Consider the following 15488-nt stretch of genomic DNA (forward strand, 5'->3'; position numbering starts at 1 on the left):
CATATATCGCTTTCTAAAAACAACTAGAAAGCGATTACTTTTTTATAACATCTCTTTGTTAAACATCTTATTTTTTCTTAGATAAGCTATAAAAATATAAAACTCTCCCGACACGTTAAATAGTAGATGTCTGCTTAAGCAAAATTTTCTATATACTTAAAAAAATGAAAAAGAAGGTTTATGAAGATCAGAATGATCTTGCAGACACCGTCTTATAACTACTAATTTAATGTAGATGATCCCTTTTACAAAAACGATAGGCTATCGTCTGTGGTTAGCATGCGTAGCTGCAATATTAATTCCCTTAGGGATTAATATTGTTCTACTCAACCTTAGACAATACCACACTACAGTTTCATCAGTTGCAGCTGCTTTTAAAGAAAATGCTGCTTTTAAAGTGGATACTCTCATGCAAATAGTCCCGCTAAATGCTGATGTTTTAGCACTATTCTCAGAAGTTCTAGATCTTGACGAGGGGATTCCTCCAGCTCCCAATGTTGAGCTTAGTAATGAAATGCAAAGAATCTTTAGCTCAACATATGACGAAATCTCTTTAATTAAGCTTCAGTCTAATGGAGAGAAAATTGTTGTAGCTTCTAGCCTTCCAAACCACCTTGGAGAAAATTATCAAAATAAAATAGATATTCCCAACGATTTGCCCTTCTCAGCAACATTTAAACAATCTTCTGATAGCCATGAAGTTTTTTCAATAATGCAGGTAAATATCTTTGATAATGATACTCATGAACTTTTAGGCATTCTTTATACAACGCATAATGTTGAAAAATTTCTCGAAGATATTCTTGTAAATACTCAGGCCTACTTCACTATAAAAACAGCTATTTTATCTAAAGATGGGATTATCTTAAAAGCCTCTGATCCCGATTTGGACCTCCGGTCTATTTACCCTAATATTACTGAAAAGCAATTTTGCGATACTTTCTTAGATGAAAGTACATGCCCACAAGGAATTTCTCTAAAGCCCCTTATGCTAACTCCCTTACCTGTAGAACCAAATTTTTTTTCTTTTACAAATGGAAATCGGGAAATATGGAGTTATCTCGCTAACGTCCCTAATATGGATTTGCATGTTCTTTCCTATGGAACAAAGACTGAGCTCTTTGCGTCCTTCTGGAAACGTACATTAGTTTATTTCGCTTACTTTTTATGCGTTGTTCTAGGAAGTATTATCGCTTATCTCGCTGCCAAAAGATTATCTTTACCCATCCGTAAACTCGCCACAGTCATCATACAAACAAGAGAAAATATTCGAGATCCATATATTGATGATTCCCTAGGATTCGAAGTGAATAGGTTGGGTCATATTTTTAATGCTATGGTACAAAGTCTAGACCAACAGCAAACCTTAGCTGAGAAAAATTATGAAATAAAAGAAAGCGCTCAAAATGCTCTCCGTCTTGGAGAGCAAGCTCAGCAAAGACTTCTTCCCAATACTCTTCCTAATTATCCCCATACGGAATTAGCAAAGGCTTATATACCCGCTATTACTGTAGGGGGAGATTTCTTCGATGCCTTTATCGTAGGCGAGGGTGATAAAGCTACATTATTTTTGATCGTTGCTGATGCTTCTGGAAAAGGTGTCCATGCTTGTGGTTACTCTTTATTCCTTAAAAACATGCTGCGTACATTCCTATCACAGATCCCTTCAATAAAAGAAGCTGTAGAACAAACATCCTCTCTATTTTATAAAAACACTGCAGATTCAGGAATGTTTGTCACCCTATGTGTCTACAGTTACAATTATAAAACAGGGATTATAGAATTTTATTCCTGTGGCCATAATCCTGCATGTTATCTATCTCCTAATGGAGATGTTTCTTTCCTTTCGCACCCAGGAATGGCCTTAGGATTTCTTCCTAACACACCTGATGTCCCTACAGAAAGTTTCCAGCCAGCTCCAGGATCTTTGATTGTCTTATATTCTGATGGCATTACAGAAGCTCATAATAAAGCTTTTGAAATGTTTGGTGAAGAACGGTTAAAAAGCGCTGTACAAACCTTAGTAGGGAAAAGCGCAGAAGACGCTATGCATTCTTTAATGCTATCTGTGAAAACTTTCGTAGGAAACTGCCATCAACACGATGACATTACCTTGCTGATTCTTAAAATATCGGACTCATGAAACAAACTTTTACCAAACGCATTTTGCTGTTCCTTTTTTTGGTGATTCCGATTCCTCTAATTTTGAATCTGGTAGTTCTATCATTATTTTCTTTTTCAGCAGCAAAAAATAATCTTATGGAAAATCTCCATACCCATGCGACAAATTTTAGCTTGGAATTCGAAAAGAAACTCACCATTCACAAAATCTTCCTCAAACGTCTAGCAAATACTTTAGCACTTAAAGCCTACGCATCATCATCAGAGGATTTCTACTCTCAAGCTTACGACGAAATGTTCGCCCTGTCGGATATGGATTTCTCCCTCTGTTTAATTCCTCTTCTTGATGGGAATATAAAAACAAAAAATCCTCATGATCCATTTATCCACTATTTGAAAAGTCATCCCGAAATAAAGAAGAAGCTCAGTATGTCTGCAGGAAAGGCATGTATCATTACTATCTCTTCGGAAGCTTCCTCGAATTTCCCTAAAAACTATCTTGTGATTACTGAAGATATTGAAGTATGGAACTCACCAACAAGTGCGGGATTGCTTGTCAGCTTTTATCCCATGGATTTTTTACAAAAGGATCTATTTAAATCTCTGCATTTAAAAAATGAAGATATCTGCCTCCTAAACAAATATGGAGAGGTTCTCTTTGCTTCAAATTCACAATTCTCTTCAAAAGTATTTTCCGTGGATATTGCCGATCTTCCTAAAATCACTGCTAGGAAACAAGCTATTCCCGTTGAAATGGCTCCAAAAATACTGCAAGAACACAACCTCATAAGCGTAAAAATAAACAATAAAAAATATCTAGGCATTGTTTTAAATAAACTGCCTATTCAGGGAACCTATACCCTATCTATCATTCCACTCTCTTGGTTTATCACTAAGGCTATCCGTCTTCCTTTGAATGTAATTTTCTTCTATTCTTTGGCCTTTATCTTAATGGGATGGATACTCACGAAAATTAATAAACGGCTAAATCAGCCGATTCAAGAACTTACAACATGTATGGAAGCCGCATGGAGAGGGAATCATAATATCCGTTATGAACCTCAACCTTATGGATATGAAATTAACGAATTAGGAAATATCTTTAACTGCACATTACTATTATTGCTCAATTCAAGAGAAAAAGCAGAAATTGAACATACCTCCGGAGATAAGCTCCAGAAAGAATTGGCTATTCTTGCCTCTCTACAACAAACATTGCTCAGTCCTACTTTCCCAGAATTTCCTAATGTCTCTTTTATATCCAAACACCTTCAAGGCATTCAGCTATCAGGCCATTTTTATGGATGGAAAGCTTCCATCTCTGAGCGGAATTTAATTGGCGTCGTAGGCCTTGCTGGAGATATAGGACTTCCGTCCTATCTTTATGCTCTATCTGCACGAAGTTTATTCCTCGCTTATGCAAATCTGTCTTCTTCTTTAGAGAAGATAAGCTCTAATACTTTCGATGCCTTTGGGAAAACTACAGAGGGTGATGAAGCAACAGTCTCCATGACTTTTATCCGCTACTGTTCTACAGACGCTACTTTGTCTATTCTATCAGTAGGCCAGACACCTCCGATAACCTTTTTAAAAAGACAGGAAACATTTTTCCGTCTTACCTCACCCATAAAGCAAAAGATAGAACCCGGGGACATTCTTGTCTGTATTACAGGGAACTATGAATTGACTGAATATCTTATGCGCTTACCTATTGAAGAGCTCATTAAAGATCCTTTAGCACCTCTAAATTCAGAAAATTTTATAGAGACTCTTACAGAAATGCTGAACAAAGAAACCCAATCACAAATAGACGGGACCTTAAGTTTCCTGTCTTTCAGTTAAGTTGAGATTTGTAATGGTTATACTTTCACTACCTGGTTCTGAAAGTAGTTTAGGCTCTTTCCCCAACCATAACAATATTGCTGAAATTACAAGGGCAATAACACCAACGATAGTCACCCCGGAGATAACAGTTACAAATGCTGGTGAAGTTACTGCCAAGCTAATTAAAACTAAAGCAGCCCCGGCTATGACAAGAGCGATGAAAGTTTTATTGATTTTTGATAATTTCGACTCGTGAGTCTTCATAAATTGCATAACTGTAGGGCAATAAGATTTTAAATTTTCCTGTATACTCATACTTAATTCTCATTAGTTTGAAATTAAAACGGAACATACTATCCATTAACGACTTTTCTTACAAAATGATAAAAACTTCTCAGTAGTAGTTCTTGAAGGTTTTTTATATGCTTTCCCTTTAGAGCATCCATCCTGTTCATTCTATGAGCACTAATAATCTTCTCTTCCCAAAATAACTTTTCTCGAGTTTCCCTTCAGGGAATCGCTTGCTGACAGAAACCAGGAATTCATGATAAGAAATGGGAAAAGCCCAAAGTTTTCTCTGTATTTCCTATGTCACGACTGGATTTTTTTGTTTTTGATTCACTGGTTCTTAAGCAAAAGCATAATGAATTAGAAGAGATCTTCTGCTCAGAAGATAACGATCTATTTCGTGCTTATCAGACGACCTCTCTACAATCACCTCTCGCAGCGAAAAATCTCACTATAGCAAGAAATGCAGCACGTTATATCCTGGCAGAAAATGGAGAGATCGATATAGCTAAAGTCGTAAAAGCTATAGAACATCTAACAAAATGTCTCTATCCTCTAGGCCCTCATAGACATAATGAAGCTAAACCTAGAGAACATCTATTGAAAATGCTTCAAGCTATCAAGCAAGAATCTGAGATTAAAGAAAGAATCAAAAAGCTCTTTGTTCCCTCTTATAAAAGCATTCAAGATCTCATTCGCAATACTTTAGCTTTACCTCCTGAGGTTGCTTTAACACCTATTCATGCACGTCAAGCAGCACTCACGGCAATGTTTTGCTACCTACGTCAAGATGTTGGCTCTTGCTTTGCAACTGCTTTTGCTATTGTCATTCATCAAGAATATCCTACGCTTTTTATAAAAGATATTGATGATCTACTGACTTCAGGCAAACTTACAAGAATCATAGGTACAAGAGAAGTCTCCGTGCCTATAAATCTATCAGGATGTATTGGAGAATTATTTAAGCCATTAAGAATATTGGATTTGTATCCCGATCCTGTAGCAAAACTTTCAGCATCTCCAGGTCTACAACGAGCTTTCGAAGCTGCTGGTATAGTAGATACTTTAGATAATCCTCAAGTTCGTGTTCAGCAAATTTTGGCTCACGAATATCTTCTAAATAAATTACAGCATGTCGATGACATCATAACAGCTAATGAAGTCATTCAAAGTACGCTGTTGCATCATTATCAAATTACAGCGAACTCTGTACGCTCCATCTTATTTCAAGAAGGCTTCTACAGTAAAGAGCAGGTCTTTTTCTCTATTGAGCATTCTCATAAGCTATCGCAAACACAAAGAGTCTACAGTTATCTCACTGCATATGAAAAAGCGAAATCTGCCTTTATCGGTGATACGCAAAATCCCCTATTAAAATCCTGGGAATATACATTAGCAACCCTTGCCGATTCTAACGATTCATCAACTCTAAATCATATTCGTGTAGCTCTAGGATGGCATCATGATGATCCTGATAGCCTGGCTCATATTATCCAAACGTTTGTAGAAGAAGAAGTTGATAATACTCGTGATCTTATACAACAATGTGAACAGACCTATAATGAAGCGCGTGCTCAGCTTGAATACATAGAAAGTCGCATGAGAAATCCATTAAATGAACAAGATAATAAAATCTTGCTCATGGATCATTTGCGTTTTCGCCAAGAGCTCAATAAAGCTCTCTACGATTGGGACACCGCTCAAGAAAAAGCAAAAAAACTCTTCGCTCTTCCTAATTTCTTACTGTCCTTTTACACGAAGATCATTCCTCAATATTTCCGTAGTTCTTATGACGCCTTCATCCAAGAATTCTCTCATCTTTATGCAGATTCTCCCGCAGGATTTCGTATTCTTTTTACTCATGGAAGAAGTCATCCGAACACATGGTCTGCCATCTATTCGATTAATGAATTCATCAGTTTTCTATCAGAATTCTTTTCCTCAACAGAAGTAGAGCTTTTAGGAAAACACGGAGTTTTGGGATTAGAAAAAGAAACTTCAGCTCTTATCCATCGTATTATTTCTTCCCTCCATAAGAACTCTTTCCAAGAAGCTGCTATAGTACGCATTCTTGAAGGATATAATCTTCCTATACCCCAGCCTGTTCTTAATAATTTGGACAAGATTTCTCATACACCTTGGGTATATGTTTCCGGAGGAACAGTTGAAACTTTATTAAAAGATTACTTTGAAAATTCTGAAGAACTTACATACATCGAAAAGCATCCTGAAAATGCCCACGAGTTAGCTGCTTTCTTCTCGGATGCTTTAAAAGATTTACCATCAGCAATAAAAAGTTATTTAGAAGATGGCTCACATTCATTAATAGCCTCTTCTCCAACACATGTGTTTTCTATAATTGCAGGGTCTCCCTTATTTCGTGAAGCATGGAATAACGACTGGTATAGCTATACCTGGTTACGTGATGTTTGGGTAAAAAATCATCAAGATTTCCTAGCCGATACTGTATTAAATCAACAGGGAATCTATACATTTATAGAAAGATTCTGCACGAAATATAGTCTGGAAAAGTTCACTTATGATTTTCATGATTTCTGCTCCGACCACTCTTTATTACTTCCCGAACTCTATGAGAAAGCCTCGCGATTTTTAAAAGAAATTCTACCAAAATCAAGAAACATCTTCCTCCTATATCAAAGACGCTTAGCTCATCAAATTGTCCAAGATATTCCTTATACTTCTGATCAACAACTTCCAGAAGTCTTAGATAATGTTTGTTCTTATTTGGGAATTTCCTCGCGAATTACCTATGAAAAGTTCAATAAACTCATAGAACAATTTATTCCCAATTTCTCCTTATTATCCTCAGGAGAAGTTCGTCATCTTTTTAAAGGATTGATGATGGAAAGCTATCAGCAATTATATTTTGAAGAAGACATCTTTTTAAGATTAGCGACAGCTATGCGCCATCATAATCTCGCCTATCCGGCTCCATTACTCTTTGGAGATAGCAATTGGGCATACAGCTATTTTGGATTTATTCTTCATCCAGGAACTCAAGAAATCGATCTTTGGCAGTTTAACTATGCCGGTTTGCAAGGATATCCATTGGAAAATATAGATAAATTGCTTTCTGTTTCAAGACCTTGGACTCTCTATGCAAATCCTATAGATTATGGTATGCCACCTCCTCCAGGATATCGTAGTCATATGCCTAAAGGATTCTTCTAATCCTCATCATTATCTTTTTTCTTTCTTTGGAAAATCGAACGGAATAAAGATTTTAAAGAATATTTGGAAATTTCTCTTCCCATTGCGGAAATACTTTCTGTTAATGGGAGCTTTTTAGGGCATACACGCACACAGTTGTGTGCTTGTCCACAACCTTCTATACCTTTCTTCCCCATAAGGGTACGTAAACGTTTTTTAGATTGCTTATCCCCAGGATAAGTATTAAACAAACGTGCCTGAGCAATAGCTGCCGGCCCAATAAAATCATTATGCTCATTAATTTGAGGACAAGCTTCCGTACAACATCCACATGTCATACACATAGACAAGGCATACATTAATTCTTGCTGTTCTTGTGATACTTTCACACCACAATTTTCTCCATCTGTATCGGCAGCTACCCAACCTTGAATCTTTTGTAAATTATCAAACATAATCGAACGATCAACAATAAGATCACGAATTAATGGAAACTTCGTTAACGGAGCTAAAACAATCTCTCGAGATCCTGTTTCTTTTATGTACTCTTCTATAAGCGCAGTACATGCCTGACGAGGCGTACCATTTACTAATAATGAACAAGAGCCACAAACCTCTTCTAAACATCCTTGTTCCCATACAACGGGATTCACTGTTTCTCCTAGGGTATTTACAGGACGTTTTTCGATTTCCATAAGAGCACTAATAACATTCTCTCCTGGATGTAACACCAATTCAAAACTTTCCCAATATTGTTTTCCCGGGGTCCCCCGATAGATTTTCAATATAAAAGTTTCAGGAATATCCATAGTCCTCTCTTTATTTATATGGGCAAACGAATGATTTCAGGAACGTTGGCAAACTCGATTTTCCCTGTCGAAGATTTTGTATAATCTCGTAATGTAGGTTGCACGTGGCGTGTATCTACGGGTTTATAAGTAATCTCAGGTTCTTCAGGAGAATACGACGCTAATGTTGTCTTTAGCCAATGGACATCATCACGCTTAGGAAATTCTTCTTTATAATGAGAACCCCGAAATTCATCTCGCAATAGCGCTCCTTTTGTAATCGCTAATGCTAGTTCTATCATAGGGCCCATCTGACGCACAAAATGAAACGTCTTATTGGCAAACTGTGAAGAATCATGAACAGAAACCTTTTGAAGTCTCTCTCTAAATATTTTCAGCTGTTCTAGAGTATCTCTTAAATCTTTGTTATTTCGTTTCACAGTAACATTTCTCACCATGACTTTGGCGATCTCTTCATGCAAAACAAAGATATTCTCACCTCCACTTCTTGAAAGTAAAAGAGCGTTTTCTTCTTTCTCTTGCTGAAGAGCATCGGTAAAATCTGTAGAAGTTGTTGGGCAGGAGCCAAAAGCAGTTATGAAACGGGCAGCCTCTTCTCCAGCAACAAGTCCCGCATATAAACAAGATAATAATGAATTCGCTCCTAAACGATTCGCTCCATGATATTGAAAATCAGATTCCCCACAGTTAAAACATCCTGGAATATTTGTCATTTGACGATAACGACTATCACGATCAGAATCATCCGCAGCAGGCCAATCTACCCAAGCACCCCCCATGGAATAGTGGACTGCTGGAAAAATTCTCATCGGAACTTTATCAGGATCTTCTCCAGTAAATTTCCTATAGATATCTAAAACAACTTCTAGCTTATGTCGTGTAGAGGCTGGTAGATGAGTAACGTCTAAAAAAACTTCCATACGTCCGTCAATTCCTAATCCTGCTTCACATACCTGTAAGATAGCTCGAGCACCTACATCACGGCTAACTAGGTTTCCATAAGCAGGATACATTTCTTCTAAGAAATACCAAGGTTTGCCTGTTTCTCCACACGGATGTTGCGAACCATCAGGAAAAGTAATTGTCTTTGAGGCATCTCCAGGGACCCAAACACGCCCACCTTCACCACGAACAGATTCAGATATTAACCGTAGTTTATCAATACCAGGAATTGCTGTAGGATGAATTTGAATAAACTCTGGATTTGCATAGGTCATTCCCTGTAAGAATAATCGACCGTTTGCTGCTCCTGTACAAAATGTTGAGTTTGTCGACATCTTGAAAATAACTCCAGGGCCACCTGTAGCAAAAATAACAGCATCCCCTTTAAGAACTTCTAGGCGATTATTGAATAAATTCATCAATACAATTCCACAGGTTCTTCCAGAACTGTTAGTAATTAATCTTACAAATTCATGATTTTCAAATTTATTAACTTTCCCTTGACTTTCTCGACGACGCACTTGCTCGTCTAGGGTATACATAAGCTGCTGCCCCGTAGAGGCTCCACAAAATACTGTACGGTGGTATAGAGTACCTCCAAATCTACGCACATCTAATTCTCCATTAGGAGTGCGATTAAAAGGACATCCAAAATTATCCAACATACGAATAATCCTGGGTGCTGCCAAACACATTTCTAAAATAGGAGGCTGATCTGCTAAGAAATCACCACCTTTAATCGTATCGTATGCATGTATGTAGGGAGAATCTGCTTCTTCATGTTTAAGATTAAGGGCAGCGTTTATTCCTCCCTGAGCACATACAGAATGAGATCTTTTCACTTTTGTCAATGATACAAGATCAACAACAATGCCATAATCTGCCAATTTCATGGCCGCCGATAACCCTGCTAAACCACCACCGACGACAATAACTCTACAACCCTGTGCTTCCATAATCTTATGCCACGCTATACAAATTCCAAATCACACTAATGCCCATGGCAGCAACAACAACCATAGCAAAATAACACAAATTACGTAAAAGAGCCTGAGACCGTAAAGATATAACAACTCCCCACCGGGAACAAAATGTCCAAAAACCATTAAACCCGTGAAATGCAGCAGCTATCACAAGTATAGTATAGAAAATAGCCATCCATAAGGACCCCAAAGAATCACGCACAATATATAGAAAAGCCGTCCCTACATTGGGCGTAAGAAGATATTCCTTATTTCCCGATAATTTAGAAACAGCGCTACCCTCTAGATCCTCTTTATCCAAACGGATAATTCCCGTTTGAGGAGCTGAAAAATTTATAGTGAAAAATCCTTTGGTGCCACGAACTATCGCTGAATAACGAGAGGAATCAACATCCACAACATAGTATGTTTGTCCATGCAGCTCTACATGAACAGGATAACGAAGAAAACGAAACTGAACAACGTGAAAAATAAGTCCAAAAAGTAAAATCCATGCTGTTCTTCTCTGCCAAGTATAAGCAATGTTTCTCGCATAAATTAAAGCAGGTTTGCTGCCGTCAGATTTCCCAGAATTACTCTGGGCCTGGAAAAGATAGACTATACCTATGACAGCATGAGTTATAAAGGGTAATGCTAAAAAGGTGATTTCTATAACCTTCAGACCGGGAATCTGATGAAACTTACTCACTAACTGAACAAATCCCTTTCCCTCATTAAAATAAGAAGAAGCAAGCATATTCGTAAACATATGCTCACAAAGAAACAACGTAAATGCAACTCCCGCTAAAGAATGAACACAACGTAAAACAAAGCTGGTGTAGTACTTCCATGGCTTCTGAGTCATCTCAGAACATGCTTCCCTTTCATTCATCGTAAGCCTTTATTTCACAATCTCTTTTTCTAGCAACCATAAAAGCTTAAATAGAATTATGTGAAGCTATTTTTACTAGCAAATCAGAGATAAGGCTAACCTTTTTTACGACCCTCTAAAAATCGTAAAACATTACCTCGAGCTATATCTGCAAGCTCTTGAGAGTCGATGCCATAAATATTAGCAATAGCCTCAACCGTATATGCTATGTAAGCAGGCTCATTTTTTTTACCACGATAAGGAGTCGGAGCTAGAAAAGGAGCGTCTGTTTCTATTAACAAATGGTCAAGAGGAATTTGGGCAACTACAGAACGTAGATCCTGAGCATTTTTAAACGTAATAATCCCACTAATAGAGACATACCATCCACGAGAAAAAAGCTCTTTAGCCTCTTCTAAAGTACCTGTAAAGCAATGCAGCATCCCAGGACAGGAACGTTCATCATGATGATAATATTGATCTATCATGTGGAAAAAATCATTAAAAGCACCACGACAATGTACAACTAAAGGTAATTCACATTCTAAAGCTAAAGACAAATATTTCTTCAGCACCTCTTTCTGACGCTCTTTGGATGGATCATCTGCACCGAAACAATAATCTAAGCCTACCTCACCAATAGCAGATAATTTTCCAGCCTGAGCTAAACCTTGAAAGTAGTGAAAATGCTCATCTATATCTGTATGGGCATCTTGGGGCGGAGTTCCAGCAACATGACAAAAACGCAATTCTGGGAAACGCTCTGCATAATCAAAAGACTTATTCAACTCGTCAATAGTCGTTGTTACATTAACAAAGAGAGAAACTCCGGAATCCTTTGCTCGATGAATAACATCGGTAGCATCTTCCACAAACGCTTCATCCGAAAGATGTAAATGCGCATCAGCTAAATTCATGACCCTTCTCCTTAAAATCTTGACGCGAGGAAATGTACAATCATACATCTCCTAGTGAAATATCTTCAAAAGAATCGATCTTTTAAGAAGTATTTCTTAAATTAAGAAAAAAAAGAGTGTATTTATTCAAATACACTCTAAAAAGTCTAACATCTAAATTTATAGATTAATTTTTCGAAAAGACCATATCTTCAAGAACTGATTGCGTAATCTTTTCAGGAAGCACTATAGGTTCCGACTGATCAGCAGGATAATAAACATAGGAAGGAACGCTTGCTCGTCCTAAACGCGCTAGCTCTTCAGTAATACCTGGATCCTTACGTGTCCAATCTGCCTCTAGGGTAACTACCCCGCGTTCTTTAAACATCTCCTGTATAGTAGTTGCATATAATACAGGTTTATTCATCTGACAGGTTAAACACCACTTAGCCGTGAAGTTGACAAATACAGCTTGCCCTTCTTTACGGAGCTGCGCAAGTTTTGTTGCAGAAAATGGCTGCCAAGAACCTTCTCCCTGAGCTACTACAGCTTCTGTTTCTTCTGTGAAATTTCTGGAAGCTATAAAGCTCAATGACAAGGCTCCCATGACAAATCCAAAAAATAATGTCGAAGCGAATACTCTCTGTTTCTTAGGAGAAACAGGAGTCCCCCATTTTCCTAAAATCCATGCTCCCAACCCCGCAAGCCACAATCCAGCAAGCAAAATAATTAACGCTGTAGTACTTGTTTCCGAACCAAAAATCCATGCTAACCAAGTTACTGTTCCTAATAACATGAACCCAGTAAGCTGCTTAAATGTACTCATCCAACTTCCAGGTTTAGGAAGAACAGATAACATCTTAGGAAATACAGAAAACACAAGATAAGGTGAAGCCATTCCCAAGCCAATAGATGTGAATATCATCAACTGCTTGATAAATGATAGAGACATGACCAAACCTAGTATGGAACCTAAAAATGGTCCCGTGCAAGGTGTTGTTACTAAAGTAGCTAATACTCCATTAAATACAGCTCCTACAGCTTTATTCTTAGAAGCTCCCGACTCTGTAGACTGAAGTTTTCCCCCAAGGTTAGCAAACATCGTTCCTATTTCAAATAAACCTAAAGAACTCAAAGCAAATAGGAAGAATACAATAATCAAAGTAGCTACAAACATAGGTTCTTGAAGCTGAAAGCCCCAACCAATGTTATGACCCAACATTTTTAGAAGAAAAGCGACTCCCGCCAGTCCCCAAAAACAACCCACTACTCCTAGAGTGAAACAAAGACCATTGATAATCACTGAAGAGCGATGTTCTCCTGCAGATTTAATCAATCCATAAACCTTAAGAGTCACTAAAGGCAAAACACAAGGCATGATATTAAGAAGAAGTCCCCCGAGGAACGCCATCGCTATAACTGTCATATAACCCCAGAATTCTGCGGTTTGTCCAGAATCACTAATTTGACCCTGAATAACAAAAGACTCAATCTGTCGACCTGCACTATCTGTAAGTAATAAAACACCTTGTAGTTCCTGATTCTTCTGAACTCCCGATAGGGTTTTCACTTTAAGCTTCCAAGCTGTCCCAGAAGTCTCATTTATAGCTTCTTCAGAATAGGCAAAGATTTTATCAGCCTTCTCTGAGATAAACCAAGCTTTCTCAGCTCGGTTTGGGCTGCCAGTAATATTTAAAATAAGCTCTCCTTCCTGACTGCGTCCTAATGTGATCGTCTGATCATCCTTAAGTAAACGTGGTCGAGATTGTAGAGTTTGAGCAAACTCTATAGATCTTTCAGGATACAAAGCAGCAACGCCATCACGATATGGTAACGATAGCTCTAAATCAACATTTCCAGGGACACAACTCTCTCCGCAGGCCAACCATTCCACGTGGGCTTTTAACACTATAGATTCGTTATCAATACCTCCTTCGGGGGCACGGATATCTGCAACTATAAATGCATTATCATCATAACCAAAGAATGTCGTGCCATCTTCTTCGAAAACCTTTGGAGCAGGCCAATGCTCCTCCTCAACGACAAATCCCTTGGGTAAATTCCAATTAATTCTTAGTGGGCTACCCACTTCTCCTGGGTTTTTCCAATAAATATGACTTCCTTTAGGGGCGGATATTTTAATCCCCAATCTGAATATTCCACCTTTAGGAACATGAGACCCCTCAGAAACTAGAGTAGCACCTGGTAAAGCTTTCTCCTCTACTACGGGCTCTGCAGCACGCAATTTCTGACCATGCGCAGTGAAGGCAGGTAGAGAAATTAGAACAGCTACCAATATAGTTTGAAAATGCTTTTTGATTTTATTCAAAATAACTCCAATTATTTCTAAATCAGGTAGATAATTATACACTATATATAGTTTTATTTTTATAAATGCTTTCGTAAATCTCTTTAACAAAACCTACTTGGCTCTATACTAGAATTTTGATAGGATCGTCTTTTGTATAATCCCCTCATTATGTAAAGAATTTTATACTCTATGTTGCAATTCACCCATAATCCAATTATCCAGGCCTTCAGAGAAGCCGATCTTTTCGGTAAGGGGATATTCTTTAGCCTATTGATTCTTTCCCTATGCACTTGGACGGTACTACATCAAAAGCTTGCTATCCAAAAAAAATTTCTAAAATCAGGAAAATCTCTTAAAGATTTCTTGATAAAGAATCGTCACGCTCCATTATCTTTAGAAATTCATCCGGAGCTAAATCCGTTTGCAGATCTATATTTCACTATTAAACGAGGAACTTTAGAACTTCTCGATAAAAATCGTCAGCAAGCTCCTGATCATGGACCGGTGTTGTCTATTGAAGACATTCAGTCTCTGGAGACTCTATTAGGAGCGATTATGCCCAAATACCGTGCAATTATGCACGAAAACAATTTTATCCCTGCCACGACGATCAGCTTAGCGCCCTTTTTAGGTCTTTTAGGGACTGTCTGGGGTATTCTGGTAGCTTTTTCTCATATTAGCTCAGGACAAGCTGGAGGAACAGCAATGATGGAAGGGCTGGCAACAGCGTTAGGCACAACAATTGTAGGCCTATTTGTTGCTATTCCTTCTTTGATAGGGTTTAATTATCTTAAAGCTCATTCTTCTCGATTAATTCTAGAAATAGAGCAGACGGCATATTTGCTGTTAAATTCTATAGAAGTTAAGTATCGTCAGACAAATTTATGAAACGTATTATCGTTGAAGATACTGAAGAAGATCCTAATGTCAATCTCACTCCGCTAATTGACATTGTCTTTGTTATTTTAATGGCATTTATGATTGCCATGCCCTTAATACGTCTTGATTCTATAGCCTTAGCCCCAGGAACCAAGGAGCATAAGGTTCTTGGGAAAGACGATGATTTTCCCACAACAATAAAAGTATTAACAGATAATACAATCACACTGAATGATCAGGTTCTTTCCTTGATGGAATTAAAAACACAACTGACCCTTTTATATCAGAGGCACCCAAATAGAGTGCCTCTGTTATTACAAGATGGCGATACACCTTTTAGATTATACCAAGAAGTAAAAACCACGATAGAATCAGCAGGATTTCATGAACTCCATATAGCTTTAAAAAGCTAAT

11 protein-coding genes are annotated in these 15488 nt (G+C 37.8%); 5 read left to right on the top strand and 6 right to left on the bottom strand.

All coding sequences use genetic code 11. The features are described from left to right. Window positions 1-235 precede the first annotated feature (235 nt). Together H9Q19_RS02135 and H9Q19_RS02140 are read left to right on the top strand one after the other, a co-directional pair. Entirely contained in the window at window positions 236-2143 is a 1908-nt protein-coding gene (locus H9Q19_RS02135) for a PP2C family protein-serine/threonine phosphatase (protein WP_213241813.1), read from the top strand. Next, the gene (locus H9Q19_RS02140) at window positions 2140-3963 is read left to right on the top strand and encodes a PP2C family serine/threonine-protein phosphatase (protein WP_213241815.1); all 1824 of its coding nucleotides are present in this window, start codon (window positions 2140-2142) and stop codon (window positions 3961-3963) included. The genes H9Q19_RS02135 and H9Q19_RS02140 overlap by 4 nt, the downstream gene beginning before the upstream one ends. Here H9Q19_RS02140 and H9Q19_RS02145 read toward each other — a convergent pair. Next, window positions 3940-4260, bottom strand: coding sequence for a hypothetical protein (locus H9Q19_RS02145; protein ID WP_249324526.1), 321 nt, complete (start codon window positions 4258-4260; stop codon window positions 3940-3942). The two genes, H9Q19_RS02140 and H9Q19_RS02145, sit on opposite strands and share 24 nt — an antisense overlap. A gap of 273 nt (window positions 4261-4533) precedes the next feature. Between H9Q19_RS02145 and H9Q19_RS02150 the strand changes: the two genes are divergently transcribed. Continuing rightward, entirely contained in the window at window positions 4534-7425 is a 2892-nt protein-coding gene (locus tag H9Q19_RS02150) for a hypothetical protein (protein ID WP_213241817.1), read from the top strand. Here the strand turns inward: H9Q19_RS02150 and sdhB are convergent. The 5 genes from sdhB to H9Q19_RS02175 form a co-directional block, all read right to left on the bottom strand. Beyond that, entirely contained in the window at window positions 7422-8213 is a 792-nt protein-coding gene (gene sdhB, locus H9Q19_RS02155) for a succinate dehydrogenase iron-sulfur subunit (protein ID WP_213241819.1), read from the bottom strand. The genes H9Q19_RS02150 and sdhB overlap by 4 nt on opposite strands. A 14-nt stretch (window positions 8214-8227) precedes the next feature. Beyond that, window positions 8228-10111, bottom strand: coding sequence for a succinate dehydrogenase flavoprotein subunit (gene sdhA, locus H9Q19_RS02160; protein WP_213241821.1), 1884 nt, complete (start codon window positions 10109-10111; stop codon window positions 8228-8230). Window positions 10112-10115: 4 nt separating this feature from the next. Further along, window positions 10116-11009 carry a succinate dehydrogenase cytochrome b558 subunit gene (locus H9Q19_RS02165; protein WP_213241823.1) on the bottom strand — a complete coding sequence of 298 codons (894 nt, stop codon included), beginning with the start codon at window positions 11007-11009 and terminating at the stop codon, window positions 10116-10118. Between the two features lie 95 nt (window positions 11010-11104). Then, the gene (locus H9Q19_RS02170; RefSeq protein ID WP_213241825.1) at window positions 11105-11905 is read right to left on the bottom strand and encodes a TatD family hydrolase; all 801 of its coding nucleotides are present in this window, start codon (window positions 11903-11905) and stop codon (window positions 11105-11107) included. 166 nt (window positions 11906-12071) lie between these two features. Further along, window positions 12072-14213, bottom strand: coding sequence for a protein-disulfide reductase DsbD family protein (locus H9Q19_RS02175; protein ID WP_213241827.1), 2142 nt, complete (start codon window positions 14211-14213; stop codon window positions 12072-12074). A 171-nt stretch (window positions 14214-14384) separates the two neighbouring features. Between H9Q19_RS02175 and H9Q19_RS02180 the strand changes: the two genes are divergently transcribed. Beyond that, window positions 14385-15083: a MotA/TolQ/ExbB proton channel family protein gene (locus tag H9Q19_RS02180; protein WP_213241829.1), complete on the top strand. Its 699-nt coding sequence runs from the start codon at window positions 14385-14387 to the stop codon at window positions 15081-15083. Continuing rightward, window positions 15080-15487: an ExbD/TolR family protein gene (locus H9Q19_RS02185; protein ID WP_213241831.1), complete on the top strand. Its 408-nt coding sequence runs from the start codon at window positions 15080-15082 to the stop codon at window positions 15485-15487. The genes H9Q19_RS02180 and H9Q19_RS02185 overlap by 4 nt, the downstream gene beginning before the upstream one ends. Window position 15488 lies beyond the last annotated feature (1 nt).

The sequence above is a fragment of the Chlamydia crocodili genome, from assembly GCF_018343815.1.
GTDB classification, from domain to species: domain Bacteria; phylum Chlamydiota; class Chlamydiia; order Chlamydiales; family Chlamydiaceae; genus Chlamydia; species Chlamydia crocodili.

Bases quoted from the DNA above. Each gene is read 5' to 3' on its own strand.
- sdhA (WP_213241821.1), bottom strand. From the start codon at position 10,111: ATGGAAGCACAGGGTTGTAGAGTTATTGTCGTCGGTGGTGGTTTAGCA.
- H9Q19_RS02150 (WP_213241817.1), top strand. From the start codon at position 4,534: ATGTCACGACTGGATTTTTTTGTTTTTGATTCACTGGTTCTTAAGCAA.
- H9Q19_RS02180 (WP_213241829.1), top strand. From the start codon at position 14,385: ATGTTGCAATTCACCCATAATCCAATTATCCAGGCCTTCAGAGAAGCC.
- H9Q19_RS02165 (WP_213241823.1), bottom strand. From the start codon at position 11,009: ATGAATGAAAGGGAAGCATGTTCTGAGATGACTCAGAAGCCATGGAAG.
- H9Q19_RS02140 (WP_213241815.1), top strand. From the start codon at position 2,140: ATGAAACAAACTTTTACCAAACGCATTTTGCTGTTCCTTTTTTTGGTG.
- H9Q19_RS02170 (WP_213241825.1), bottom strand. From the start codon at position 11,905: ATGAATTTAGCTGATGCGCATTTACATCTTTCGGATGAAGCGTTTGTG.
- H9Q19_RS02145 (WP_249324526.1), bottom strand. From the start codon at position 4,260: ATGAGTATACAGGAAAATTTAAAATCTTATTGCCCTACAGTTATGCAA.
- H9Q19_RS02135 (WP_213241813.1), top strand. From the start codon at position 236: ATGATCCCTTTTACAAAAACGATAGGCTATCGTCTGTGGTTAGCATGC.
- sdhB (WP_213241819.1), bottom strand. From the start codon at position 8,213: ATGGATATTCCTGAAACTTTTATATTGAAAATCTATCGGGGGACCCCG.
- H9Q19_RS02185 (WP_213241831.1), top strand. From the start codon at position 15,080: ATGAAACGTATTATCGTTGAAGATACTGAAGAAGATCCTAATGTCAAT.